Below are 26,813 nucleotides of genomic sequence, written 5' to 3' on the forward strand. Positions count from 1 at the left end.
TGGAGAAATTTTGAAAAGAGAAGTTTCTAACTATAATTTATAGAGCTCTTATACCATGAATTACTTACGTACATATTCCCTTATTTACCCGAAGAAGAATCCCGTTATATTACTTTCTGACCAGTCTCGTTAAAGCCATCCCAATAAATCCAGCACCCATCCCTATTAGCCATCCAGCATGCGTATCGCCTAATATAGATCCCACTCCTCCGCCAAGAAACATGCAGCCAATGAATACTAATCCTCCAATTCCCCAATTCGGTCGTTCCATAATGCAATCACATCCCTTCAATAAAACATATGCGATTAACTAGCCTAACTTTCTTGCATAGGATAGTTAATTATTTTGCTTATGCTTAGCACTTCAGGGAATTCAAAAAAAGCGGAGATTGAGCCATTTGAATGGATTGCAGAAGGAGAGTTTCATTTTTTCATATTATAATAACTTAGGAATGTGTTCCACAATTTATGACTCACCCCACCGCTATCCAGCTCAGAAAAGAAAGCAAAAACGAAAATTATATGCATCATTGACTACTGTTAATGAGACGTTATGTTAACCTCACATGAAGACCCTATTCATCCAAATTTATACAAAGTTGTCCTTGCTGATGGTACAATTAAAGTCATGGAGGGATATTATGGGAATTTATTATGTAATAACATTACTTCTTATAAACGGCGCTGCAATATTATTGTTTTTCTTGTCTGTTTCACCAAAAATTAAGGCTAAAAATCTATCATCAATAATGGTCTGTTTAGGGATAAATCTAATCATAAGTCCAGCGGCTCTTCTTATAGGTGGGATAACTGATTATGCAGGTGTGGCGGCTAATTATGGAGCTTATTTTGCGGGTGAGTCGGCAACGGCCCCTCCTCCAGTTAGTCGTGCACTTTATTTTTTAGGAGGATTTCTCTTCATTCAGGGAATACCGCTTCTCATACTACTTGCAGCTTTTTGGAAGTTTGCAAGAGCAAAGAAAACAAAACTAGTATAGAAGAATGAGTGGGTGCCTTTTTAGAGTAGGGATCCGTTTTTTTCTTGCTACCAATAATAGGACGTTATGTCATACAATGGAGTTACTATTAGAAAACTATGAGGATGATTACGTTGATAAAATTTGTAATTAGTTATGCTGCAAGTCTGTTTGCTTTTATTTTCGGATGGTTCTTGATTTCATATATTTCTCATCCTAGCTTTATTCACCCGAACGTTGTATTAGAATTCATTAAAACGATCGTCACTTATGGTAGTATACCGGCTCTTGTAGCTTGTCTAATTGGGGAAGTGTTATACAGGAAAATCAAACGATGTAGAGAATTTCAATTTGGAATTCCTGTATTTATAGGACTAGCAGTTATCTATACACTTATACCCTTTCTTTTTCTTTTTCCTTTTAATTTTTCCCATTTCTTTGATTTCGTTGCACCTGTTATTATGGGGGCCTTATCTTTTTATTTAGTACGTAGAAAAATATAATTAACTTCCATTAACGAGAATGATGTAAATAAGCTGTCCATATGGGCTAGTTTATTATATTTTTTTCTTAGCGTAGTTTTTTTCCGAAATGCTGATGTGGTACCCTTATATAGGGCTTTTTCTCAATAAACCATACAACTTAACATGGTAAAATAATAGTTGGATGGGAGCCCAATACATATGATGGTTCAAGTTGAAGAAAGACACCTTAGAGTGTCTTTTCTTTATAAGGGTCCCGCCCCATCGCCATCAAGCTAAGAAAAGCAAATACCCCCAAAAAAGAAAAATTGAGCCAAACTCTAATAAATAACTGTGAAAAGGTAAAATTTTTGTTATGGGAGGTTTCTCAAAATATTAGCTTGATGGGCATGTTGTGGTACCTATTTAAGGGGAATTATGGATGAATTCCTCTCATTCTTTATTTTTATGACATTAGGAGGGGCTAGTCCCTATTTTGTAAAAGAGAAATAGAAAAAGAGTGCTTTTGTAAATAACACTCCCCCATTATTCTGCCATTCTCTTTTATCAATAGGCCCAACAGGAACAGCAATAAAACTAGTATTTGGATCAGTAACTACTGTACTTAGATAGTTCAGACTGCTATATCTAACACAAATGTTAACTTTCAGGAGGGGGACCCCCTTTTATATATTGAAAGCTATTTGGAGTGAATCTGTGTTCCTTATATATTATGAAATGGGTTTACAATTGTGACATAAGGGCTTGTTTTTAATATTTTTTTAATTTTTATAGGTTTTTTCCTTATACTAGTACGTTTGCGGATTCATAAGTTATAAGGTGTAAGTGGGTGAAAGATAAGGTTGGTGTATAAATGAGTGAATTTAGAAAGAGATTTGAGATTCCGTGTGAGTGTTTTTTCCCCCCTGTACCTCTACCTCAAATAGGGCCGACTGGACCAACAGGACCTACTGGACCAACGGGACCTACTGGATCAACTGGGCCGACTGGACCAACGGGACCTACTGGATCAACTGGGCCGACTGGGCCGACTGGGCCGACTGGGCCGACTGGGCCGACTGGGCCGACTGGGCCGACTGGACCTACGGCAGTAGCGTGTTGTCCATGTACTAATATTCTTGATAACCCTGGATTTGACGAACCGCCATTAGTAGGCGATCTAGTTCCAGGTTGGAATCAAATTGGGGATGTTACAGAAGTAGGTTTTCCAAACGCCCATAGTGGTCGTATTCTTTCAAATGGGACACTTAGTATCTTAGCTGCGTCAATTGAACCAGGTGGAAGTATTAATCAATCGGTTGATGTTGGCGAAGGTTGTTGTTTTACGTTTTCTTTTGCTGCGGATATAAGGGATGGTGCACTTCTTATAGCTTCTGTATCTTTCCCAGAACTTGGACATGGATGTCCTCCTCTCCCTGCAACTCTTGGACCATCGAATATTCCGAATATTATCCCAGCTTCGAATCAACCGCAATCTAGCTTCCAACATTATACTCTTGTTGTGTGTATACCTGCTGGTGTGACTACAGCATGTGTTGCTTTCCAAAATATTGCTACAGGTGGGGAAGGAGCAACAGCTTTTGTTGATAATGTTGTATTCCAACCTACTGGTGGACCTTGTACTTCATGTTCACAAAACTTCTAATGTATTGATGCACTTGCAGTTTTTTAATGAGGTTTTTAGTATAAAAAAAGAGAAAGATTATAAAAATCTTTCTCTTTTTTATTTATAAATTATTATCTATTGTAATAAATCTCAAAAAAGGAAACAGGTTTTTTACTTCCAAAAATATCTTAGCGTATAATATCCGCTTTTTGACGTCAGGACCCATGCCCATTTTTAATGGATAAATAGTGTTTTAAGAGTTTTTTAGTTTATTTGAACGAAAGTTCACTTTGTTTCCGTTCTTAAGTTGATGGGCATGGGGTACCGCCACATTGCTAGTAAGCTAACAAAAAGAAATCCCCTCAAAGTGAAAAAAATACGTTATTCTTTCTGTAGAATCATAGGAAAGGATGGCGTTTTTTTATGAATCTTTCGATTCTTGATGAACTTCAACCGATTGCTGAAGAATTACAACGACATATGTCCCCTCATGTTCTAGAACACCTAGCTAAAGAAAAAGGATTCGTTCAGCGAAAGAGTAAATATCAAGCAAAGGAACTAGTTGCTTTATGTGTATGGCTTAGCCAACAGGTTGCAAGTACATCACTCACACAATTATGTAGCTGTCTTGAAGTATCTACAGGTGTTCTTATCAGTCCTGAAGGACTTAATCAACGATTTAATGCTTCCGCAGTACAGTTTCTTGAACAAGTTCTAGCTAAACTTCTAACTCAAAGAATTCATTCAACACAAGAAATAATTCATCAATACACCACGACCTTTAAGCATATTCGGATTTTAGATTCTACAACATTTCAGCTTCCAAATAAGTTTTCTTCACATTATCAAGGTTCGGGTGGAAGTAGCCATACGGCAGGAGTTAAAATTCAATTGGAGTATGACCTATTGAGCGGAAAGTTCCTGCACGTTTATATAGGAGAAGGAAGAGAAAATGATAAAACCTTCGGTTCAACAAGCCTACAAACCATTCAACCCAAAGACTTGTGCATAAGAGATCTAGGCTATTTCGACTTACAGGACTTACAGAAGATCCATGATAAAGGAGCTTACTATGTCTCGCGTTTGAAATTAAATTCTCGAATCTATCGTAAGAATGATGAGCCAGATTATTTTCGAAATGGGATCGTAAAAAAAGGAACACTCTATATTCAGTTAGATATGGAAGAACTCATGAATCAATTGCCCCCTGGTCAAACAATGGAGATTTCAGATGCATACATTGGACAGTATCAAAAATTACCAGCTCGTGTTATTATTCATCGATTAACAAAGGAACAAACAGAAAAAAGGTTGAAAGAACAAGTCAAAAAAGAAAAAAAGAAAGGTATTACCTACAAAGAACGAAGTAAACGGTTGAGTGGAATCAATGTGTATATTACGAATCTTTCTGTAGAAAATGTTCCAACGGAACATATCCATGACTTGTATTCATTACGCTGGCAAATTGAAATTTTGTTTAAAACATGGAAGTCTTTCTTTCAAATTCACAAGTGCAAAGAAATCAAGAAAGAACGCTTAGAATGCCATTTATATGGGCAACTAATTAGTATTTTACTCTGTTCATCAACGATGTTCAAAATGCGGCAATTACTTTTGGATAAGAAAAAGAAAGAGCTAAGTGAATACAAATCCATCTATATGATAAAAAATTATTATCTATTGTTTTATGCAGGATTACAGAAGGGCATCCATGAATTATTAAAAGTTTTGCTACGTTTGTTTTATCTTTTAGAGAAAAATGGGCGGAAATCTCACCGGTACGAAAAGAAAACAGTCTTTGATATCTTAGGCATTGTGTATGATTGTACGTTGTCTCAAAGTTCCAAAGTTGCATAATATTTTTTTAAAACACCTATTTAATAGGTTTGTTTGTTATGCATATCTTTAGTATAGTCGTAGAAATTTTAAAAAATAACACTCACATATCCCCTCCTGGCATCCTTAGCTTGATAGCGATGGGGTACCGCCAGTATTTCGGAAAAAACCACGCTAAGAGTATACAAGATTTTATACAGTTTTTCGGTTAATCCAATAACAGACAAGAACCCTAAAACCGCACCAGGATAGGAATGTATAAAAAATGCATAGATCCATAGAACAAAAAAGACGATTCCCTTGTGAAAGTAGGGATTCTTCTTTTTCTTCGCTACCGTTAACAAGAATTGTGTAAATACGCTGTCCATATGGGCAGCTTATTTTATTTTTGCTTAGCCTGGATTTTTTCAAATATACGATATTTTATTTGTCGATATTTTTTTAATCCTCATTATTGATTTCTATCGTACCTGTTCTAGCACTAACTTTTAAACTATTTAACAGATTATCAGGTGTCTTGATTTCCACTTCATATTCAAATTTAGATTGTGTTAAGTTTTCATCTTCTAATTCGAATTCTTTTTTCACATTAATAATTTCCCCATTTGTATGAGCTAAAGAAATTTCACGAACTTGTTTCTCTGTGTAGTTTTCATTCTTTTTGGCATAATTGTAGCCCATACCATAATATCCACCAACAATAGCAATACCACTTACTAAAATTGCAATTACACTTATCATTATTTTCTTTTTATGTTTTAACATTTTCATCCACTCCTTCATGATTAATCATCTATTCCAAATCTTGCTTCAAGAGCATTTTCTGCTTGCTCTAATTGATCTTCCAGTATATCGTGTTCTCTTTCTTGCTTTTGATATTGTTCAATAGTTATCGTTCCAGCACGATAATCCGCTTCTAGCTGATTATCAGATTGTTCTATCTTGTCATCTAATTGATCAATTTCTTTTTTGGCTGCTAAGTACGTATTTAAGTTTTCTTCTTTTGCTCCAACTGGTTTCGTGTTATTTGCCTTTTCTACAATAGATGAGACTTCGTTTTTGAAATCTTGTATTGGCTTCGTATCATTCGCAGCAGGCCCTGTTTTGTTTGGTTCTTGTTGTAGTTGCGCAACTTCTTTTTGTAATGTATCATTTTCCACTTTCAGTTGTTGTACTTCTGTATTGTTATCAGCTTGAGTAGAACAAGCTGTTAAGAATAAACAAGACATTGCTCCAATCAGCATCCACTTTCTCATTCTGTTTTCCTCCCTTTACATGTGCACCTTATCCTTGCCTTTATATTACTGAACAAACATTAAAGGAAGATTAATGTACAAAAAATAAAATGATATAATTAAATCGTTTCTAATCTTTCTTTAATGTTTTGGAATTATAGTGATACATATTAATAAGAAGAAAAGGAGAATGTTAATGCGAGTTCTTATTGTCGAAGATGAACAAGACTTACAAAATATATTAGTAAAACGATTAAATGCAGAACACTATAGTGTCGATGCATGTGGGAATGGAGAAGATGCCTTGGATTATATAAACCTGGCTACCTACGATTTGATTGTGCTTGACATTATGATTCCCGGAATAGATGGTTTACAAGTATTACAAAGATTACGCGCGGACAATAATACAACCCCTGTCTTGCTTCTTACAGCTAAAGATACAATTGATGATCGTGTAACAGGACTTGACTTAGGTGCGGACGATTATTTAGTAAAGCCGTTTGCTTTTGACGAACTGTTAGCAAGAATTCGAGTGTTAATGCGAAGAAATACAGGAAACACATCTAATGTGTTTGAAATCGCTGACCTAGTGGTAGATTGCAATATGCATAAAGTAACAAGAGGAGACCAGGTTATCACTCTTTCCAGTAAAGAATTTGCTATTTTAGAATATATGATTCGTAATAAAGAAGTTGTGTTGACACGAGATAAAATTGAGCAACATGTGTGGAATTACGACTATGAAGGTGGCTCGAATATTATTGATGTTTACGTCCGCTATCTTCGTAAAAAAATTGATAGCCAGTTTGAAACGAAGTTAATTCATACAGTACGAGGAACTGGTTACGTATTGCGAGTAGAATCATGAAAAGACTATCAATAAAAATGAGAGTAACCCTGTGGTATACGGGGCTAATTGTAATTATTATGGCACTCGTGTTAGCTTTTATTTTAACTTCTTCAGATAAAGTTTTGCTTTTTAATATGAAAGATCAATTGAAGAGCACAGTAAAAGAAAGCATTGAAGATATCGAATATAAGCATGGTCAATTAAAGATGGACGATGATTTTGAAACCTTTGAAGATGGAGTAAATATCATCATTTATAGTAAACAAGGTGAGCCGTTGGCAGGACATAGTCCAACAAGCTTTAATAAAAAGATATCGCTTAAATCCGATGAAATACAAACTATTAAAGACGATAATAAAGAATGGATTGTATATGATTTTCTCCATAATGCAGGCGGCGATGAGCAAGTGTGGGTTCGTGGAATAATGACTATGAACCAATTATCATCAACGATGAATACGCTTATTGTGATAACACTCATCTCATTCCCATTACTGATTCTCATTGCCGCAGTAGGAGGATATTTTATTACGCAAAGAGCGTTTCGACCTGTGCAACAAATGAGTGACTCAGCTAGTAAAATTGGTGATGGTAAAGACCTTTCGAAGAGAATTCATTTACAAGGTTCACCGAAAGATGAAATGTATCATTTAGCACAAACCTTTGACAAAATGTTTGAGCGATTGGAAACATCATTTGAAAGTGAAAAACAATTTACATCTGACGCATCTCATGAATTAAGAACACCAACATCTGTTATTATTTCGCAATGCGAATACGCTTTATCGCAGAGGAATAATCCGAAAGAAATGGAAGAATCGTTAGAAGTAATTTTAAAGCAATCACGCAAAATGTCCGCGCTAATCTCACAACTCTTATTATTAGCAAGAGCTGACCAAGGAAACCATAATACTTTTCAATTTGAATGTATCAATATGAGTGAATTAACGGAAATCGTTGTAGAAGAGCTTTCACTAATGGTTCAAGAAGCTTCAATTGATATAACAACTACTATAGAGGAAGACCTATTTATGAAAGCAGATCAAACATTAATGATGCGTTTATTAATGAATTTACTAACGAATGCAATTGCTTATAGCAAAGCGAACGGAACTGTTCATATGCAACTGTTCCGTGATGAAACCAACATAATAGGTAAAGTTTCCGATAATGGCATCGGCATCAGCGAGCAACATATTGATAAAATATGGGACCGTTTCTATCGAGTTGACGCAGCACGAACATCTTCAAGCACCGGAAACACAGGTTTAGGATTGTCGATGGTAAAATGGATTGTCGAACTACACGGAGGAGAAATTACGGTTGAAAGTGAATTAGGAGAAGGCAGTACTTTTACATTTAAACTACCAATTGAAAAACGAGCATAATTTATGCGCATCTGTAGCTTCAGAATAAAGATTGATTCAAAAGCTCTCTTCAATCCTTATGTAAAAATAACTGAAACATTTTAAACAGCATCGATTTTATCATTTTGGACAACCTGGTCTGTTAAGCTGATATACATGTGGGAAAAACGATCGAAATAAAACCCCAGAAATCCAAAGGTCTCTGGGGCTTCATTATATATTTAGCTCTTTTTGCTTTTTGTTTTGTTTATGTCTATGCAGCAATTTTCGACTTATGAGAGATATCAGTAATAAGATCAGTATTAGTACGCAAAGTTGCATAAATGACAAATCAAAATATTTAGCACCAGTAACGATTAAAAGTGTAGAAATCGTGCCTTTTACAACGAAAAAAATAATAACCCATAATCCGCCTTTTTTCCAGTTCATTTTATATTACCCTTTCCTACGTTTAAATTCTTAAAAGATTTAATGATAGTTCCTAAATATGACAATTTAATAGAAATCTATTATATTAACAAAAAATTCATGTCTAATTAAATGCGACGATTCTATATTAAGTGAAAATGATATTCATTGTCAATTTTATTGACTATTTGAATACTTATTCTTTATTTTAATCTCTTTTTACTTTGTTTCTTATAAGCAATTAACTCTTGTATACAAACAAAAAACACCTCCATTGAATTCCCACACTTAGTATGCGAATTCAAGGGGTGTTTTTTTTCATGGACCATCAGGTAAGATTTTCTGCTTTGTTTATTCGTATAAGTTCTTAATACATAGCGATTTTTTAGTACACGATAACTGGATCATAAGTATTCAAACTATCATACACAGTTTTTGCAACATTAGGAAGAAGGTTCACACACCCACCTGATCCCCCTGTTAAATAAGCATTATTTCCCCAGTCTTTTCGCCAGCCTGCATCATGGAATCCTTGACCACTATTTGTGAATGGAACCCAGTAATCTACTTTAACTGCATAATCAGCTTTACCTACTGCGCTTCCTTTCAGCGTGTATGGTGTTCGTTTATATAGAACGTACCACACACCTGGTGATGTATCTTCACTCGTGCTATGTTTACCCGTTACTACATTTGTTGTGACGACTAATTTCCCATCTTTATAAATCCAAATTTGTTGATCTGCAATTGAAACTTCTGCATATGTGTCTCCGATGCCATTATTCGATGTTGTTTTATAGCCGATTCCTTCCTTCTCCCAACCATTCCCGTGAATATTAGAAGCAGAAAGCGATTTTTCGCCTTTCTCAAAGGCTTGTTGAACCTGTTTTGTTTCTTTTTCCACATCTAGTGCCCAGCCGTATCCTTGTCCTTTTACTGATATAACCGAACCAGAATGTGTTTTAAAAGCGAAGTCTTTATGTAATGTAGATTTAGCCTTATTAATTTCAGCAATCTTATTCTTAATTTCGCTCGCATCGATTGTCACTTTCATGTCCTTTGACATAGAGGCATTTTGAATTAAATCTTTTGCTTTTAATGAATACACTTCATCCTGCACTTTATAATCAACAGACTGCCTAAGAAGATTTTGTAATGCTTTCTCTTCTTTTTTGATAATCGGATCGTCTTCTTTAATAGGCTGTATGTATGCAGACTTTAGATGAATTTCGCTTTGATGCTTCTGCTTGTCGTAATCTTTTAGTAGATTCGTAACGTCATACTGTTTTCCATCAACACTCTTCGAAATTACAACTTTTCCTTGTTCGAGCTTCGCCATAGCATCTTGAGGCGCTTTTAATTTTTCATTCATAGAAACAAGCTTTTCTTCTACAAGTTTTTTCATCGTTTCACTACGATACTGATCCGCTTCTTTCGGTAGCAATGAATAATCTTTTTCCTTTGCGGAAGGGAAAAATGTCCACTGGCTTTTTAATAGTTTCTTAACTTGTGGCAAATCTTTTTCCGTCAGTTCCGTTTTTGTATCTTGTTCATCTAAAATTTGTTGTTGATCAATATAGACTTTATTTGCTAGTCCAGATGTTTTTAATTTCTGTATTGCCTGATCAGCGCTCAAACCACCGACCTTTGTATCATTAATCGTAACATTCGAATTGAAGTGAGTTGCCTGATAATAACTCATTCCTCCAATAAGAAGTGCAATTACACCGCCACCCGCAGCGATTAGCTTCCAATTTGTAAAACGTTTTCTTGATCTTACCCGTTTTTTCTCAACTTCTTCAACTGATTCATGTACTGTATTGTTATTCATCAATTTTTCCCCCGTATATATTAACGTCAATCGATTTTAAACCAAAACCATTGAATAGTGTACCTTATTTTTCCTAAAATTTCATTGTTTTTAACCAAATTTTATCTCATTTAATCGATTAAAGTTAGATTTTTTAATAGTAAGATATATAAAGATGGTAGATAAAGTGAAAAAAGGACCACACCAATCGAGCTATTACAGGCACCTCGCATTCGCCGAATTTTAAAGGGCGATACTACTTAACTTGGTAAAATAATTTTCAGATGGTTCAAATCAGAGGAAGGCACCATAGGATGTCTTTATTTATGAAAAATATCCACAAAAAAGGGTCTACATGTAGACTCTTTTTTGTGAATATTTTAATCTCGCATTTTTTATAAAGTTATAATCCCCCTACTTCACTACATTTAACTGCTTTCCGCTGTTCGCCAAGGTTCACAACATCTACTATCAGCCTAACTAATTTCACCTTATGACCTGTTATCATCAACAATTTCAAGTTTCTTTAAAACTATTATATATGTTTGTACCACGCTTTGTTGATACGTTTAATCTTTACAGATGTTGAAGTTTTAGACTCATTCTTTGGTGTAATCATATTATTAGAACATCCTGCAATAGTGAGACAGCATGTAGCCAATAAAACTAATAATATTAACTTATTCAAATAGCCACTCCTATATAAGCGAAATATTATATTGAGAAAATTAAACATAACACCGAACCTTTGTAAAAACAATATATTTCCTGTTTTTATTATTAATTAACAGATTACTGGACACCTTAAAGTTCTTTTTTGCACTTCTAAGGGTAAAACCTCACGCTCATCAAGTCAAGGTTCAATTTCTATTTAATCCTATTCTCAATATTTATTCCAAAATAAAAAGATAGCCATTTTTGTTGAAATTTATTCATACATTCCTTGCTAATAAGAGTAAATTACAAACTCGTTATCTCCCAAAATGAAAAATACGATTTGAATTCCTATAACTATATATACATTTATTCAACTAACTTCTCCCCCGAAACAATCCGAAACAAAGTGGCTGCATGTTTTCCTTCTAATTGAGCGTACTGATTATCCCCCGCCTTAATTTCCACTTTATCCTTATTCGGGCTTATCCAAATTTGATACAACACAGCTTTCGCCTCTATTTTCGGATTTTTAAATTGAAAAATAAAGCGATAATCACCTGGACGAGACATTTCCACTTTTTTATTTTCAAAATTAGTATCATTTAATATTTTCTTTACTTGCAACACTTCATCATTTTCTGTCACTACTTTAAGATCCTCATATTCATTATCACCAATATATTTTTCTACTTCAATTCTTTGCTCTTCATTTCCTAGTATATTTGAACAGCCGGTTATTATGAATATACAGATGGCAATAAAAACGAAAGACAAATTTCTGATCCTCACATTCATCTACCTCTTTTCAATAAAAATACACACATTGTAAAATAAAGGTAATTATCTTATAGTTAGAAATATAAACAATAGTAAGGAAGGAGTGCCATTCCATGCAATTAAAAACATACACTTGGAAAAGTTATACGTTTCTCATTGTAAGTATATTCGTTACTATTAATCTCTTTCTCTTCACACCTATTTTAGACAGAGTTGGAGTCGAATATGTCGTGCCTTTCGCCTACTTCATACTTGCTTCCGCTCTTATAGCAATCCTATTAGCCGTTATCTCTTTTTGTAGCCGAGCTGAGAAAAAAATTTTAGCCATAATCGGTTTATGTTTTACGCTATGTAACACAGCGATTATTTTATTTTTCCTTTGGTTTGGTTACCATTTCACTTAAGTGAAATATAAATACACTCCATAAGCCACAAATGTAATTAGTAAAATAGAAATGCTGAGCACCGTGTATATAATCCATTTTACATTTGAACTCATATACTCCCTCCTCTCACCTTCTGACAATTCCATTATATAACAAAAAAGCATTGGATACCCAATGCTTTTTTACACTTACGCAAATAAAGACGTATTCGCATATAACGCTGGTGAACCACCTGAATGTACGAATAAAATGTTGTCTTCTTTATTAAATGTACCTTTTTTAATTAAGTCGATTAGTCCCGCTACCGCTTTACCTGTATACACCGGATCCAGTAAAATACCTTCTGTTTTCGCAAGTAATTGTACTGCTTCCACCATTTCTGGCGTTGGTAACGCGTAACCTGGTCCTACATATTCATCAAAGCATGTAACCGCTTCGCATGGGATAAAGTTCGGAATACCAACGTGAGCTGACGTTTCCTCTACAAGTTTTGCTACTTTCTCTTCCTGCTCTGCTTTTCCTCTACTTACGTTGATTCCAATTACAGGAATGCTACTTTGTGTTCCAGCAAAACCAGTAATTAAACCAGCATGCATACCAGCGCTACCGCTTACGCAAACGACTGAACTGAAATCAATTCCTTGGTCGAATGATTGCGCCATAATTTCTTGCGCACAAGCAACGTATCCCATTGCGCCAGTAGGATTTGATCCACCAACTGGTATTACATATGGTGTACTACCTTTCTCACTTACTTCTTTCGCTACTTTATGCATCTCTTCCATAAGATCTGCTCCGTTTGGTACAACAATTACATTTTCAGCACCTAGTAAATGATATAAGAAATAGTTTCCGTTAAAATCCGGCTTCTCTTCTGGCTCAAGCCCTTCTTCTAATACAAGAATACATTTCATTTTTTCTTTTACCGCAGCTGCAAGTGTTAGACGGCAATGATTTGACTGAATACCACCAGCTGTAATTAACGTATCTGCACCTTTTGCTTGTGCATCCGCAACTAGAAATTCTAACTTTCTCGTCTTATTACCACCAGCTGTTAAACCAAGTAAATCATCTCGTTTAAAATAAATAGTTGGTCCACCAAGTGCTTCAGAAAAATTGTTCAATTTTTCAATTGGTGTATATGACTCTGTATATTTTTTTCTCGGGAATTTAGCTAAATTCATAAATAACGCTCCTTTTGTACTTCTTTCACAATGTATGTAACGATACTATTATTACATGTAAAAATGATGAAGTCATCTTTCTGAGATAAAAATGTATTGAAATTCGGTTTTGGTGAATGGATTTACATGAAAGATTTTAACTACAGTACGGTACATGAAATTTACATCAACTTACCGACAAAACAAAAAGACCCACTCATTAAAAAAGCAGGCCCTCTTCCAATCACTTATTTGCCGAAAATCGAAGTAGCTGCGTTAATCCTGGTTCTAAATTCATTTCGCCTTTATGACGTACGTATACAATTTTTTCCCCATCAAATTTTGGTGGGTTTCCTGAATTATACGTCAACCACTCGTTCGTTCCTTCTACAGAGTACTCCATATACTCCGTTGCACCAACGATTACGTTTTTACTATCATCAGCGGTTACATTTGGTGCCATTTGTGCCATTTTCGAATCACTAATTAATAATTTTTTTATCTCCTTATCACGTTTGTAATCATACGCTGTTACCATTACATCGCTACCATATGCTTTCACTTGCAACCCTTGTTTAAATGAATAGCCATCAGGAGCAGTCTTCTCTCCGCCATTTGGTCCAGCTGACATCCAGCCCGTTTCAATTCCGCCCGTATTTACAACAGTAAATCCTTTTTTATCTCCGCCTGCAATTTTCTTTTTACCAGCCCAGTCTGGTAAATTTAAATCCCAATGCGTGTGACTCGAGAAGAAAACAACTTGCGGATAGTCTTTTAATATATCGTACAACTTATCAACATTTAAATAATCTTGTAAGTACGGTGATTGTCTTGATCCAGATACTGTATCAGGTAAAACGTGATGAGAGAAAATGAAGATTGGCTTATTTTTATCTTTTTGACTGTACTCTTCTAAATTTTGTTTTAACCATCCTAATTGCTCATCACTCATAAATACTTCATCCCACATTTTTGAATCGTGGTATTTCATATATTTTTCAGTTCCTAAAAATAAAAGCGGATAACCGTCTAATTCTTTTTTATGATATACCTTTTCTTGCCCGCTAAATTGTAAGTAGCGGTTGAATAGCGTTTCTTCCGTTACACCATTTGGCCATGTACTTTGAGAGAGCTTCCCATCAGCTGTCCATTTACCAGCATAAAACTCATGATTCCCAACAGTTGACCATACATTCTCTGGATGCTTATTTTTGTTTAACACACGCTTCACATCATCATATTGCGACTGCTGTCCAGTTGGCGTTATATCTCCATTCATAATAAGCGCTCTAGAAAGTGGCGTCACTTTGTTCATATCTTTTAATACGTGATCAAAATCCCCTAAGTCCCCTTGAATATCACTAATAACATTAAAAGTTGTAGCTGATTTTCGGATTTGCTCTTTCCCTTCCGCATGTGCTGAAAATGTCGGTAATAACGCCGCCATAACAGCTAATGAAGCAACTGCCTTTTTCATACAAATTCTCCCCCTAATAATAAAATGTACAAACTGACATGTTCTGCTTTCTCTTAGTTGCTTGTCCAATTCACATTATAGGGAGAGATTGTAAAGGTTGATTAGGTAAAAAATTAAGAGTTTTTTAAGGGGTTTTGTCTTTTTTTGCACTTCATAATTATCGAGTCGAGTTAATCTCGCTATCTACCCATTAACATTAAATACATGTAAATTTTTATGATAAACCTTTTAGTTTAGTACGTTGTGTTTTAATCTACTTTACTCAAACTTAATAATAGATTTTACCTTTTCAAATTTTCTTCATTTAATCCGAACAACTCTTCTAAAATAAAACGTCCATCTTTTCTTATTCGTACATCATCAAACCAAATTTCACCACCACCATACTCTGGCCTTTGAATGTTTACTAAATCCCAATGTATCGCTGATTTATTCCCGTTGTCTGCACCTTGTAACGAATCCCCAATCGCTACATGATAACTACCATTTATTTTTTCATCAAATAACGTATTATTCATCGGATGTAATATACAAGGATTAAACGCTAGTGCAAATTCTCCAATATATCTTGCTCCCTCATCCGTATCAAGAATTCGATTCATTCGCTCTGTATCATTTGCATATGCCTCTATTATTCTCCCCTGCTTAATATGTAACTTTATATTTTGAAATGCATAACCTTGTTGAACAGATACTGTGTTACATGTTATTACTCCATTTACTGAATCTTTGACAGGTGCTGTATATATTTCACCATCCGGGACATTATCCGTACCATCACCCTTTAAAACACCTATTCCTTCAATGGAAAACTCCAAATCCGTTCCCTCTCCAATAATCCTCACTCGTTTTGTCTTTTCCATTAATTCTTTTAATGGCTCCATCGCTTTGGACATTTTATTATAATCTAGCGTACATACATCAAAATAAAATTTTTCATAAGCCTCAGTACTCATATTCGCTTCTTGTGCAGAAGCCGCATTTGGAATTCGAGTTGTCACCCATCTCGTTTTATACACTGCTTCACTATGCGCTTTTCCAAATACCTTTTGATATAATTTCATTTTTTCTGTTGGTACATCTGCTAATTCATATGCATTTCTAGGACTACGGAGATTAATATATACTTGCATCTTGCTTAATCGATAACACTCCCAATCTGCTAACAACTGAAATTGTTCTTCAGATCCTGATAAAATTAATTGCCTTGTAACAGAAACATCGCGCATTGATACATGCGCATATCCACCTGCTTTTTCCACTGCTTTAATAATTTCACGAACTACTGCGGGATCTATTTCCGTAACACTTTGGATTAACACTTGATCACCAGGCTGCACTTTCGTAGAATGATTGACTAACACATCTGCTAATTTAGATAATCTCTGCTTCACTACACCTCTCACCCTTTCATTTCCGTTTCAAAAACTTAATAAAAAAAGAGAACTACTTTTTAAGCATTTCTCTTTTTCATCCAAACGATAGATATAAAATAAATCATTAAAAATATAATATATAAATTCCATAAAGTGGGTATAGCAGCTACACTTAAATAAAGAGTTCCAGGTAACAACCAAATGCTACAAGCAATCATAAAAATCTTCTTCCTTGCCACTGCCGCAATTACCGCTAGAAAAGAAGGAAGTAAGAACATGAAAAATACGGTGATATATACTTCCTTATCAAGTATTTGCTTACTATACGGATTGAAATATAGAAAAACAATTGAAAGGATAAAAATACTTATAGCAGCGACTACCCCTATATAAACCCTTCTATAATTTTTCATAATTCCCCGCCTTCCAATAGCACTGTACTTACTACTTTTAACGACTACATATTACGAGTTTTATCCCTTTTTTGCTTAAAAGCGATTTTTTTTTGCCATCGGTTCTATATATGTGTTTAATATCCACGTTAATACTTTCCATACCTTTTGTTGCCTAGGTGGTAGATGAGCATTATATACATAACTGTATTCAATCTGCTGTGTTGCACCACGATTTCGTTTGAACTCTCCAGCCCCAGCACTACAATGACAAATTAAATCTTTTTCGATTGAATCCATTGTAATAAGGAGGGAAAGTATACGGTATAAACCTTGTTGCTGGTCAGAGTTTGTATTATAGCCAAGGATCGGCGTTGTCATAACTCCATCCCTAATAAAATAAGCAATGACACCATCAATTGTATTCCCTTTTTTTATAGCCTTTATCTCAAATAAACGATGCTGCAGAGCATTCCATAAATAAGCGGGTGTAAACATTGGATTATGGGCGGAATATTTTTCAATATATAGTTGGTTGTATAACTGGGAAATTTGTAAAATATCCTCTTTCGTTAATTCTTCATTCGTAATGATTTCATACTTGCTTTTCTCTAATAAACTTTTATCATTTAATAAGTCTTTTCGTTTTTTTCGATTCATTTTTTTATAGTGTTTCGGATCAAATAAGTATATAGAACGAGACATAATTTTCTTGTAACCTACCGTAGATAGTGCTTCTGTCGTTACAGGATATAATTCGTTATTTAAAGAGCGAAATAGAATTGTATGCTCCGGAAATTTCTCAACTAATACATTCGTTATTTGTTCGATTTGTTGTTCGTTGATCGAGTGATAAAGGTTTGTTGAAAGCATCCAATTATTTACGACAATTACTTTATTAATATTTGTTCGTCGTAACCAACTTCCCATAAGATGAATTGGATAGGTTAATAGCTTCTCTAGCCATGGTTTTTTCAACTCCCATAGCTCTTCTAACGCATAAGATACGTAATGTGTATAAGGAGAACATACATATGAATTTTCGAACTCTGCGTTATTAAGAGTAACTGGCAAGATGAGATCATCAATTTCTAATAGAAAGAGCTGCGTGTTAACATTTTCAATAAATGCTGTAACGCCCTTTTGAAAAAGAGGCAGGAAACTATCTCGCACATATGCTCCATCTTTTTTTGATTCCCAATCAATGCTATGCAAGGAATGAACATCGTGTAACTTAATCATTTATGTTCACCAAGCCTTACAAGACTTTCTATTCTTTTTAATTTTTTATCATATACTTGAATATCGTAATGCGAAAAGAAAAAATGTGGTATCGCACACTTTTTAGTAGACCACAGTGTCTGTAATTCTTGCATTACCTTTGATTGACATAATTCGAGATCTTCAGGTAGTGCTTTAAGTTTAATTTCAATTTTGTCTACACTGTGTTGTATCACTTTAAATTCTTGAATGTCACTAGATGCAAACAAAATTGCTCTTCTAATGAAATCTGGAAAAATAAATATTTCGCTCTTATCCAATTCACTTATTCCAATAAATATATCGTCACATCGACCATCAATTCGTTCTAATGCTAAGAAAGGTGAGCCACAGCTGCACGGCTTTTTTTTCTCAATTAATATGTCATTGAGACGATAGCGTATAATAGGCTGTGTTTTCCTCATGAAATCAGTAATAATGGGAACAAATATCCCTTTCTCTTGATCTAAGTATTCTTTTTCAATATGAACGAGGTCTTCATTCATGTGTAATGTCCCCTGCTTACAGGTGGTAGCAAGAAAACCTTCTGTACATTGGTAAACTTGGTGTACTGTTTGCTTGAAAGTTGCATGAATAAAGTCTCTATCAATATCTTCAAGAACTTCTGCTACAGAGATAATTTTCTTAGGACAAATCGTAATCAGTCCTTCTTGCTGCCAATAAGCGATTTTCCGTAACATAGACGGCGGTGCAATTAAAATAGATGGCTGTATTTCATTTAATCGCGTGATATGCTGCTGAAACGAATCTAGTAAATCCAAAAAATGAAATGAGATTCGCTTATTTTTTGTCGCTTCGTATAAATTGCTATTTGCACGTAAGAAAAAAGCAATCGTGTGTTTATGTAGAATGCTAGAAGGAAGCACCTTTCCTATAATCGAGCCAGCCCACAACGTTTGTTCTTCCTCGGAAACGAGAAAAACCCCACGATTTCCACTAGTGCCTGATGATAAACCGACAGTTATATTACGAATGGTTGGTGAGAAATTCCGGGTCTTTTCTGCTTCAAATGCTACATGAAACGCTTCTTCCTTTGAAATATGGACTGTATTTAATGTATCAAAATGTTCCATCATTACTTCTTTATCAATAATAGGGAGTGCAGCCAAATTCCCCTTTTGAATTTCATTTAAAAACGGTGTATATAACTGGCGATAAAAAGGAGACGCCTCTATCGTGAACAAAAGTTGTTTTTCTATTTGTTGTTTATGAAACTGTTCCAATTGTTTGCGATTTGAAAAACGCAAGCCATATTTAGTTTTCAAATATTGCTTGAGAATCCGTAGTTTATTCATAGTACACCCCTGCTTTAATTTTATCCCATGTATGTTCACAATGAGTTGGTACAATTTCAATCTCAGGTGATGTTTGTGATAAATGGTGTAACTTCTCAATATTCTTTCGGTAAGATTTTGGATCGCTCGTTAAAAGGTTGGCAATCTTACTAGGAAATACAAGGTTTTGATACGTTTTACTTAGCCACACTGCGTCTGCACAAAGAAAGACAATTTTTTCACTCTGTAAATGGACGAATATACCGAATTGTCCTGTTGCATGTCCTGTTAAGTCAACAGCAAATAATGAGCCATCCTCAAATACATCATACCCCTCTTCAAACTTTCCATATGTAGAAGGTAAGTTAAAGGATGGCGTTTGATCAATGAATGACATCCTTTTCTCTAAATCTATCGGCAGTGTATCTTTTAGACACCCTTTTAATAGAGCACCAAATTTACTTCTTTTTTTAATATCCTCATAAGCTTTTGCGAAGGTTACTATTTTCGCTTTTGGAAAGTCAGGTAAACCAGCTGTATGATCGCCATGAAAATGAGAAAGAATAATATATTTAATTTCTTCTGGCTGAATACCATCAAGAAGAAGTTGCTGTTTAATAGATTGCTCTTCCGTAAAATGAACAGGCGTAAGTTTTGCATATACAGAGTAAGGAAATTTTTTTGTCGCCTCTTTAAAATGTCCCGCGTATCCAGTATCAAATAAAATATAACCTAATACTGGATGCTGGAGTAATCCTACTGTAGCCGGAAAACGGATTTGTTTCCAACTGCCCTTGGAATATGCAATTTTTTCTGGATGTGTGCAATATCCTGTATCATATAGCTTTAAAGATTTGATTTTCATTGTATTTTCCACCAGTCTACAAATTTTGTAATTCCTTCTTCTATACTGATTTTTGGAGCATATCCTAGTTCTTCTTTAGCTTTATCAATATTTAATGTCTGGCTTTTTGAAAGGACACTAACAGTATACTTTGTAAGAATAGGTTCTTTTCCGAATAAAATAGTTTTTGAGATTCCTTCTAGTATAGCAGCTAGTGAAAAAGCGGTTTTGTAGGAAATTTTTTTATATTTTACTTCCTTATCCAGACGCTTCATTACATTTTCTATAACCTCATATAAATTTACACGCTCGTCATTTGTTATATTGTACTTTTGCCCTAATGTATGTTTTGGGGAATGCATACAAAGAAGTAAAGCATCTACAACATTCTCAACATACGTAATATCAACAAGAACATCTTCAGTACCAATTCTCGGTAAAGCACCCTTTTCACATACTTTAATAAGACGCGGAAGAATTGCATTATCTCCTGGTCCGAATAAAGCGCGCGGGCGTATTGTAATAACTGGTAAACCATGCGCGAAAGCTTGATCAATAGCTTGTTCAGCCATGTGCTTCGTTGTTGCATAATGATTTACAAATGTATCAGGAAGTTTCGCGTTTTCAACTACATTTTGTCGCTCATCATAATAGAAATAAATACTTGGTGTTGATACGTGGATCAGGCGTTTTATACCGTACTTTTGACATCCCTCGATAATATGTTTCGTTCCTAACACATTCGCATTATAAAAATCTTCATATTTACCCCAAGGGGAAGAAAGTGCGCCGCTATGAAAGATATAATCTTTATCTTTACAAACTTGTAGCACACGATCCCTGTCTTCAAGAGGACAATGAACAAACTCGATTCCATTTTGTTCTAATACCTTACCGATTGTTTTATTTCTTCCCGTTGCCGTTACTTCATAGCCCATATTTTTCAGTCGAAAGGCGAGTTTTTGTCCTAGAAAGCCCGTTCCACCAGTTACTAGCATTTTCATAAATCTTCACCATCCCACGATATGTCATATGTTGTTTGCTCTAAAATAGTCCGTTCCTGTTTATAACTTTCACGCCACAATTTATACATGCTAAAGAACTGATAAAAAAATGGTTTCCAATCATTGTGACGATAAACGATATCTGGATAAGAACTTAGAACTTTTAACCATCGCTTACGTCTTTGTTTACTTTTTAAATAAGGAAATCCATATAAAAGCATCGCTAACCGAATTGCACACTCCGAATTTTGTCTTGGAATGAATGTATTGTTTACTGTTTCATTAAAAAAAGCGGGCAATATTTCCTCATCGAATAAATGTAATCCACTAGTAGTACGTGGATTACATTCAATTGGAATCGCGTCTCCATCCTCTGTAACGATAAAATCAAAGGCAATTTGTCCTGAGAAGTTTAGCTCTTTTACAATATGTCTAACAAACTGGTCAATTTTAGGATGATTCATATGCTTAAACGCAATGGTAGCACCTAAGCCTGCCGTGAATTCCGTTTTATAAGTAGAGTGAGCTAACACTTCCCCAGATTGTGCGATGCTGTAGGAACAATGCTGCGTCCCTTGTATAAACTCTTGCATAATATAATTCGACTTATCTATCATGCTTTCTTTTAGAGCATCCTCTTTTGTAATAAATTCCACCTTATCAGAGAAACGGGAGAAAATCGGCTTTCGTACAAAAGGAGTATGAGCTGGTGTTTTGTGCATCATTGAACGTATCGCTTCTTCATTATTTATTCTATATGTTGCAGGTACTTGCCACCCTAAATTCGCTACGAACTGAATAAATTCCCACTTATTATGCAGTAATGAAAGTTTTTGAAAATCATCTACTAATACATGACAAAACGCGCTTAACTCTTCTCTATATTTAGATATATAAAATATTTCTTCACAAGTAGGAATAAGCAAATCCACATTGTGACGTTGAATAATGGATAGTAGCGCACGGATACTTTCATTTGTTTTCCACTTTGGAGAAGGAATTTCATAAAAGTAATCCGTACTGGATGAGACTTTACTTAATGGATAAGGAATACTATCTGCAATAATAACGGTATGTCCGGCGCTATGAAACAGTCTGCATACATGCAGAGTTGCTGGTGCACGTGCCCCTGTAATTAATACTGTTTTCTTAGTATTCAAGAAGGATGCCTCCGATAGAAAGTCCCGCAGAAGTACCTAGTAATAATATTTTATTTCCGCGTTGCACTTTCTTTTGCTTAATCGCTTCGAAAAGAGCGACTGGAATAGATGCGGAAATCATATTACCGTAGTCTTCAAAAATAGTCATAAAGCGCTCTTCATCAACCCCTAATTTTTTACGAATGAGTCTCATAGCTGGTCCACTTGCTTGGTGAGGAACAATTAAATCAATATCAGCCAGGGAATAACCAGTATCCATAAGTAGCTTGTCGATAAACTTCAACAAATACTTAGAAGATAGTTTAAAAATAGCTCTTCCATTCATATCGAACAAGAAGTCTTCTTTTCGTTCCTCACTATACTCCCGAGGATGAATCATCGTTCCACCGCCACGAATTTCTGATAAATGCGCACCAGAGCTATATGTTTCCATATGGGAAGCAATAATAGAAGATGTATGATCGCTTTTTGTTATGACTACAGCTGCCGCACCGTCACCAAATAAAATGCTGCTTTCATTTTGTCCCCAATTTAATCCAACAGAAGAAATTTCAGAAGAAATGATAACAACATTTTTATATCTTCCGCATTCCATTGCGTAAGAAATCGTATCAAGTGCTGTTATGAAACTTAGACATGTTGAATTGATATCAAAACATGGAATACCAGAGTGCTGTAGCCCGAGCTGTTCTTGAATAAGTGATGCTGTAGAAGGAATTGCCTGTTGAATCGTTCCGCTTCCGCAAATAATACAATCAATATCATCCCAAGTTAACTTAGCATCTTCTACAGCTTTTTTTGCAGCTTCAGCCCCCATATAAGAAGACGTTTCCTCATCAACAAAATACCTTGTTTTTACCCCAGCTTTTTTTAATGTCCAGCCTTCTGGCACATGTAGCATACGATCTATTTCAAAAGAATCTACCTTTCTTTTTGGAAGATATGTACCGATTCCCTTTATACTAATATATCTTTTCATTTTCTATCGCCTCTTAATCTTTTTATAAATTTAAAAATCCTTTACATCTAAACATCGTTGTGGATACATACAGAAAGTCCTTTTATAAAATTCTGCTACCCCCTTATGTACTTCTAATCCTATTTCTCTTCAAAAAAGAGCAAATTCTCTACTTGAGAACTTGCTCTTTTTACATGAGAATTCTTCAAATACATACTCTAGAAAAAAACTTTTATAGCAATTTAATTATATTATAACAATTATCCGAAAATATTTAATAGTATTTTTTGTAAATAAAAGTGAAAATGTGGTACAAACTTACGTGAGATGATCGTTTATTGGGCAGCAAATATACACATATGGAACGTATATACATCTCATTTCAACATCTTCTATTTTCTCTTTTGTTTCCAAAAAAGACACAGAGATTTCTCCCCATGCCTACTAATCCCCTACTTCTTCACTGCATGCACATAATGCACCGTCTCAAAAGCTTCTAAATAATCGTTTCGTCCTTCAAAATATAATGTATGAATATCCTCTGGTGATAAGTGCTCATAAATGAGTAAGCCTGCCTTCTCTAACAGTGCTTCCATTTCGGCATAAGAAAAACACGATTTCATCGGTTCTCCGCCTACCGAAGCCATTTTTACCATATTTCCAACTCGATTGGACAGTCCCTTTTCTGTAAATAAGTTTTCATCAGGATAATCGAAAACGATAGAACTCCCTACCGGAACCATTTCAAATAAACATTCTATTAAACTGGAAAGTTCCTCTTTCGTTAAATAGTACGTAACACCTAAAAGACTAAAGAAAGTCTTTTTATTTTCAAATCCTTCATTCCGTAACTTTTCATAGAAAAATCTTTTTGTGAAATCCATTGAAACAAAATGAAGGTTGTTTGGAATTTCAATTTCTGCTTCTTTTATTCTTTCCTTCTTAAACTGCTGCGTAGAAGGATGATCCACTTCAAATATTTCTAATTTATTTTCTAACTCTCGGTGTCTGAAACTGAACGTATCTAAGCCTGCACCGAGTATGACGTATTGTTTTGCGCCTAATGTAATTTCATGTAGTAATACTCTTTCACAATATGCCGCACGTGCTAAAGGTGTTGGTGATAATTGAACTTGTGTAATCCATTTTAATATTTCTTGTGGATTGTCTTGAAACTTCTGTGCAATGTCTGTATTGAAAAACTGTATTCCTTGAACCATATTCGTTTCAATATCGTTACGTTCTTTTTGTGGAATGAAATCTTTAGCTACATAATCATCAAAGATTTTAGGACGATCAAATTCACTATGATACGCCCTTCCGAAAGCTGATACTAGCGACGTTACACTCGCTTCACCTTTTTTCACACACATACACTCCTTCATTTTCACAACAAAAATAGGGTTCCCCTGGCCAGGAGAACCCTATTATACACTTTATTTTTATATTGGTAAATTATAGCATAAATAAGTTTTTTTGTCAAGTTTTCAGCCTGCTATCACTCCGAAACTTTGTATATTCTCTAGCAGGAAAATTGTCGATTCACATTGAATATTCCTGCTTATAACCATACATATGGAGGCCAATATGAAACGATTCGTCATTATTACAGTAGGAAAAACACACAGCGGAAAAACTACATTTGCTAAAGAACTAGAAAAAAAGTTACCCCACTCTTTCGTTATGGATCAAGATAACCAAGCTGAATTCATTAACACGCATTATGAAAAATTACAGCCGGACGAAGGCCCAAATACATTTAAGCACGGTCTTTCGAAATTCATTGTTGATTATGCAAAAGAATATACAAATCTACACCTTATTATTTGCAACTCCAATCGCAGTAAAAACGGAAGGTTATATTTACTAAACGAATTATTTCCACAAAATGAATATGTACGCATACTCGTTCATTTTGATATTCCAGATGATGTACTTTACGAAAGATTAGCTCAAAGCACGCGAAGTACCAATATTTTTAGAGGTGGTTATTCCAATTTCAAAGAAGTACTCGATCGACAACAAGCTGAATCACTACATGAAGATGTGGTAGATCCTATAGAAAACGAGGCTGATTATTTGTTTGTTATTCGCAATAATCAAGATGTAAACTTTACTATTGAAGAAGTTGTTCATCTAGCTAAAGATTTGTCCCCTACCCAAAAATAAAAGACTATAAGAATTACATAATCATAGATTATTATGCAAATCCTTCCTCTAAGCGCCTAACATGGTATATAATGATAAGATAATCTACTTCTATATGCTCATTTTTACACAAAACAGCTCATGCATATGAAAGAAAAGAGGTACAAAATATGAAAACAAAACAAACAATCGCAGCTTCTACACTAGCTTTAGCAATGATTGCTGGCGCAAACTCTGCTCATGCAGAAGTAACTGACGCTACTCCCCAGCAAAGTACGGGAGATCGATTAGCTGAAATTAAGCAACATAAACAAGAGTTAGATGCGAAATTGCAGCAACACAAAGAAAACGTGGATCAAACATTGAATGAACTTAACAAGGTTAAGGAAAATGTTGATACAAAGGTGAATGAACTACATGAACGTAAACAAATTGCTGATGAAAAAATCAATGAGATTAAACAACATAAACAAGAGTTAGATGCAAAACTTCAGCAAGACAAGCAAATCGCCGAAGATAAAATCGCGGAAATAAAAGAGCATAAAAAACAAGTAGAAGATAAAGTTGCTGAAGTAAAAGAGCATAAGCAAAATATCGATAATAAAGTGAATGAGATTAAAGAACATAAACAAACTGTCGATGAAAAAGTGAATGAAATTAAGCAACATAAAGAGAACATCGATCAAAAGGTTAATGAACTTAAGGAAGTGAAAAAGCAGGTAGATGAAAAATTAGCTGAGTTAAAGAAAGCGAAACAAACTGCTGAGGACAAACTTGCTGAGCTAAAAGAAAACAAACCGAATACTGGTAACACGTTAGAGGAACTTAAGAAAATTAAAGGCAATTTAGATAGCCTTTCCGCTAACTTAGAACTGGCTAAACAAGATGTAAAAAACAAACTAGCTGAATTACAAAAAGCTAGAGAAGAATTAATCAATAAAATTAACGAAATGAAACAATCGAAACAAACTGTTTCAGACGATTTAACAAAGAAAAAACAAGACTTAGATATTAAAATCAACGACTTTAAACATACTGAGAAAAAAATTGATGACAAATTAGCTGAGGTACATACAACGAAGCAAAATGTAGATAACAAAATTAATGAAGTATCTCAATCGAAACAAACAGAGACAAAGACTGGTACGACAAACGCAAACAATAATGCTAGAGAACTTCCTAACGCTGGTAATGAGCAATCCAATAATATGGCTTTAGGTATGTTATCTGTATTAGGCGGGATTTTATTAGTAACACGAAATAAAATTAAAACGTTATTCTCAAAATAAAGCCATTATACTTATTAAAAACAATTATACAAGGGCCAACCGCATGTACGGTT

26 protein-coding genes are annotated in these 26,813 nt (G+C 34.8%); 9 read left to right on the forward strand and 17 right to left on the reverse strand.

Annotation, left to right across the window (positions count from 1 at the left end; genetic code table 11):
* Positions 1-109: 109 nt before the first annotated feature.
* A complete protein-coding gene (locus ACXY7N_RS17345) occupies positions 110-271 on the reverse strand; it encodes a hypothetical protein (protein WP_488592515.1) in 162 nt (53 codons plus the stop codon).
* 370 nt (positions 272-641) lie between these two features.
* On the opposite strand from ACXY7N_RS17345, the gene ACXY7N_RS17350 reads away from it, so the two are divergent.
* The 4 genes from ACXY7N_RS17350 (at position 642) to ACXY7N_RS17365 (ending at position 4,922) form a co-directional block, all read left to right on the forward strand.
* Entirely contained in the window at positions 642-998 is a 357-nt protein-coding gene (locus ACXY7N_RS17350) for a hypothetical protein (protein WP_016134891.1), read from the forward strand.
* A 104-nt stretch (positions 999-1,102) separates the two neighbouring features.
* Entirely contained in the window at positions 1,103-1,480 is a 378-nt protein-coding gene (locus tag ACXY7N_RS17355) for a hypothetical protein (RefSeq protein ID WP_098646106.1), read from the forward strand.
* A gap of 832 nt (positions 1,481-2,312) precedes the next feature.
* Complete coding sequence (locus tag ACXY7N_RS17360; RefSeq protein ID WP_488592516.1) at positions 2,313-3,104, forward strand: collagen-like protein; 792 nt, start codon at positions 2,313-2,315, stop codon at positions 3,102-3,104.
* Positions 3,105-3,488: 384 nt separating this feature from the next.
* Positions 3,489-4,922 carry an IS4 family transposase gene (locus ACXY7N_RS17365; protein WP_488592517.1) on the forward strand — a complete coding sequence of 478 codons (1,434 nt, stop codon included), beginning with the start codon at positions 3,489-3,491 and terminating at the stop codon, positions 4,920-4,922.
* A gap of 420 nt (positions 4,923-5,342) precedes the next feature.
* Here ACXY7N_RS17365 and ACXY7N_RS17370 read toward each other — a convergent pair whose 3' ends face one another.
* Together ACXY7N_RS17370 and ACXY7N_RS17375 are read right to left on the reverse strand one after the other, a co-directional pair.
* A complete protein-coding gene (locus ACXY7N_RS17370; RefSeq protein WP_016087219.1) occupies positions 5,343-5,666 on the reverse strand; it encodes a PepSY domain-containing protein in 324 nt (107 codons plus the stop codon).
* 20 nt (positions 5,667-5,686) lie between these two features.
* On the reverse strand, positions 5,687-6,157 hold the full coding sequence (locus ACXY7N_RS17375) for a hypothetical protein (RefSeq protein WP_098506123.1): 471 nt from the start codon (positions 6,155-6,157) through the stop codon (positions 5,687-5,689).
* A 175-nt stretch (positions 6,158-6,332) separates the two neighbouring features.
* Between ACXY7N_RS17375 and ACXY7N_RS17380 the strand changes: the two genes are divergently transcribed.
* Both ACXY7N_RS17380 and ACXY7N_RS17385 read left to right on the forward strand, forming a co-directional pair.
* Complete coding sequence (locus ACXY7N_RS17380; RefSeq protein ID WP_016087217.1) at positions 6,333-7,007, forward strand: response regulator transcription factor; 675 nt, start codon at positions 6,333-6,335, stop codon at positions 7,005-7,007.
* On the forward strand, positions 7,004-8,377 hold the full coding sequence (locus ACXY7N_RS17385) for a sensor histidine kinase (protein WP_098560883.1): 1,374 nt from the start codon (positions 7,004-7,006) through the stop codon (positions 8,375-8,377). Before ACXY7N_RS17380 ends, ACXY7N_RS17385 begins: the two co-directional genes overlap by 4 nt.
* A 192-nt stretch (positions 8,378-8,569) precedes the next feature.
* Here the strand turns inward: ACXY7N_RS17385 and ACXY7N_RS17390 are convergent, their stop codons facing one another.
* The 3 genes from ACXY7N_RS17390 to ACXY7N_RS17400 form a co-directional block, all read right to left on the reverse strand.
* Positions 8,570-8,785: a hypothetical protein gene (locus ACXY7N_RS17390; RefSeq protein WP_016087215.1), complete on the reverse strand. Its 216-nt coding sequence runs from the start codon at positions 8,783-8,785 to the stop codon at positions 8,570-8,572.
* 364 nt (positions 8,786-9,149) lie between these two features.
* Positions 9,150-10,595 carry a L,D-transpeptidase family protein gene (locus tag ACXY7N_RS17395; protein ID WP_016134893.1) on the reverse strand — a complete coding sequence of 482 codons (1,446 nt, stop codon included), beginning with the start codon at positions 10,593-10,595 and terminating at the stop codon, positions 9,150-9,152.
* A gap of 1,002 nt (positions 10,596-11,597) precedes the next feature.
* A complete protein-coding gene (locus ACXY7N_RS17400) occupies positions 11,598-12,020 on the reverse strand; it encodes a YhfM domain-containing protein (protein WP_488592518.1) in 423 nt (140 codons plus the stop codon).
* 101 nt (positions 12,021-12,121) lie between these two features.
* Between ACXY7N_RS17400 and ACXY7N_RS17405 the strand changes: the two genes are divergently transcribed.
* Positions 12,122-12,412 carry a hypothetical protein gene (locus ACXY7N_RS17405; RefSeq protein ID WP_016134895.1) on the forward strand — a complete coding sequence of 97 codons (291 nt, stop codon included), beginning with the start codon at positions 12,122-12,124 and terminating at the stop codon, positions 12,410-12,412.
* Between the two features lie 170 nt (positions 12,413-12,582).
* Here ACXY7N_RS17405 and cuyA read toward each other — a convergent pair whose 3' ends face one another.
* The 11 genes from cuyA to ACXY7N_RS17460 form a co-directional block, all read right to left on the reverse strand.
* Positions 12,583-13,578: a D-cysteate sulfo-lyase gene (gene cuyA / locus ACXY7N_RS17410; RefSeq protein ID WP_488592519.1), complete on the reverse strand. Its 996-nt coding sequence runs from the start codon at positions 13,576-13,578 to the stop codon at positions 12,583-12,585.
* A 223-nt stretch (positions 13,579-13,801) separates the two neighbouring features.
* Positions 13,802-15,034: a DUF4073 domain-containing protein gene (locus ACXY7N_RS17415; protein ID WP_488592520.1), complete on the reverse strand. Its 1,233-nt coding sequence runs from the start codon at positions 15,032-15,034 to the stop codon at positions 13,802-13,804.
* 281 nt (positions 15,035-15,315) lie between these two features.
* Positions 15,316-16,428 carry an aminopeptidase gene (locus tag ACXY7N_RS17420; protein ID WP_098646082.1) on the reverse strand — a complete coding sequence of 371 codons (1,113 nt, stop codon included), beginning with the start codon at positions 16,426-16,428 and terminating at the stop codon, positions 15,316-15,318.
* A gap of 59 nt (positions 16,429-16,487) precedes the next feature.
* The gene (locus tag ACXY7N_RS17425; RefSeq protein WP_116363702.1) at positions 16,488-16,823 is read right to left on the reverse strand and encodes a hypothetical protein; all 336 of its coding nucleotides are present in this window, start codon (positions 16,821-16,823) and stop codon (positions 16,488-16,490) included.
* 75 nt (positions 16,824-16,898) lie between these two features.
* Positions 16,899-18,044 (reverse strand): hypothetical protein, encoded by a 1,146-nt coding sequence (locus ACXY7N_RS17430; RefSeq protein ID WP_016087208.1) that lies wholly within the window; start codon positions 18,042-18,044, stop codon positions 16,899-16,901.
* The gene (locus tag ACXY7N_RS17435) at positions 18,041-19,378 is read right to left on the reverse strand and encodes a F390 synthetase-related protein (protein WP_488592521.1); all 1,338 of its coding nucleotides are present in this window, start codon (positions 19,376-19,378) and stop codon (positions 18,041-18,043) included. The genes ACXY7N_RS17430 and ACXY7N_RS17435 overlap by 4 nt, the downstream gene beginning before the upstream one ends.
* The gene (locus ACXY7N_RS17440) at positions 19,371-20,222 is read right to left on the reverse strand and encodes an MBL fold metallo-hydrolase (protein WP_016087206.1); all 852 of its coding nucleotides are present in this window, start codon (positions 20,220-20,222) and stop codon (positions 19,371-19,373) included. Before ACXY7N_RS17440 ends, ACXY7N_RS17435 begins: the two co-directional genes overlap by 8 nt.
* Positions 20,219-21,205: an NAD-dependent epimerase/dehydratase family protein gene (locus ACXY7N_RS17445; protein ID WP_016134897.1), complete on the reverse strand. Its 987-nt coding sequence runs from the start codon at positions 21,203-21,205 to the stop codon at positions 20,219-20,221. The genes ACXY7N_RS17440 and ACXY7N_RS17445 overlap by 4 nt, the downstream gene beginning before the upstream one ends.
* Positions 21,202-22,365, reverse strand: coding sequence for an ATP-grasp domain-containing protein (locus ACXY7N_RS17450; RefSeq protein ID WP_116363692.1), 1,164 nt, complete (start codon positions 22,363-22,365; stop codon positions 21,202-21,204). The genes ACXY7N_RS17445 and ACXY7N_RS17450 overlap by 4 nt, the downstream gene beginning before the upstream one ends.
* The gene (locus ACXY7N_RS17455) at positions 22,355-23,344 is read right to left on the reverse strand and encodes a beta-ketoacyl-ACP synthase III (RefSeq protein ID WP_016134899.1); all 990 of its coding nucleotides are present in this window, start codon (positions 23,342-23,344) and stop codon (positions 22,355-22,357) included. Before ACXY7N_RS17455 ends, ACXY7N_RS17450 begins: the two co-directional genes overlap by 11 nt.
* 431 nt (positions 23,345-23,775) lie before the next feature.
* Complete coding sequence (locus ACXY7N_RS17460) at positions 23,776-24,696, reverse strand: class I SAM-dependent methyltransferase (protein WP_488592534.1); 921 nt, start codon at positions 24,694-24,696, stop codon at positions 23,776-23,778.
* 202 nt (positions 24,697-24,898) lie between these two features.
* Between ACXY7N_RS17460 and ACXY7N_RS17465 the strand changes: the two genes are divergently transcribed.
* Positions 24,899-25,492 (forward strand): ATP-binding protein, encoded by a 594-nt coding sequence (locus ACXY7N_RS17465; RefSeq protein WP_488592522.1) that lies wholly within the window; start codon positions 24,899-24,901, stop codon positions 25,490-25,492.
* A gap of 149 nt (positions 25,493-25,641) precedes the next feature.
* Positions 25,642-26,760, forward strand: a complete 1,119-nt coding sequence (locus ACXY7N_RS17470) for an LPXTG cell wall anchor domain-containing protein (protein ID WP_488592523.1) — start codon at positions 25,642-25,644, stop codon at positions 26,758-26,760.
* Positions 26,761-26,813: the final 53 nt, after the last annotated feature.

Source organism: Bacillus sp. 5w2 (genome assembly GCF_054353775.1).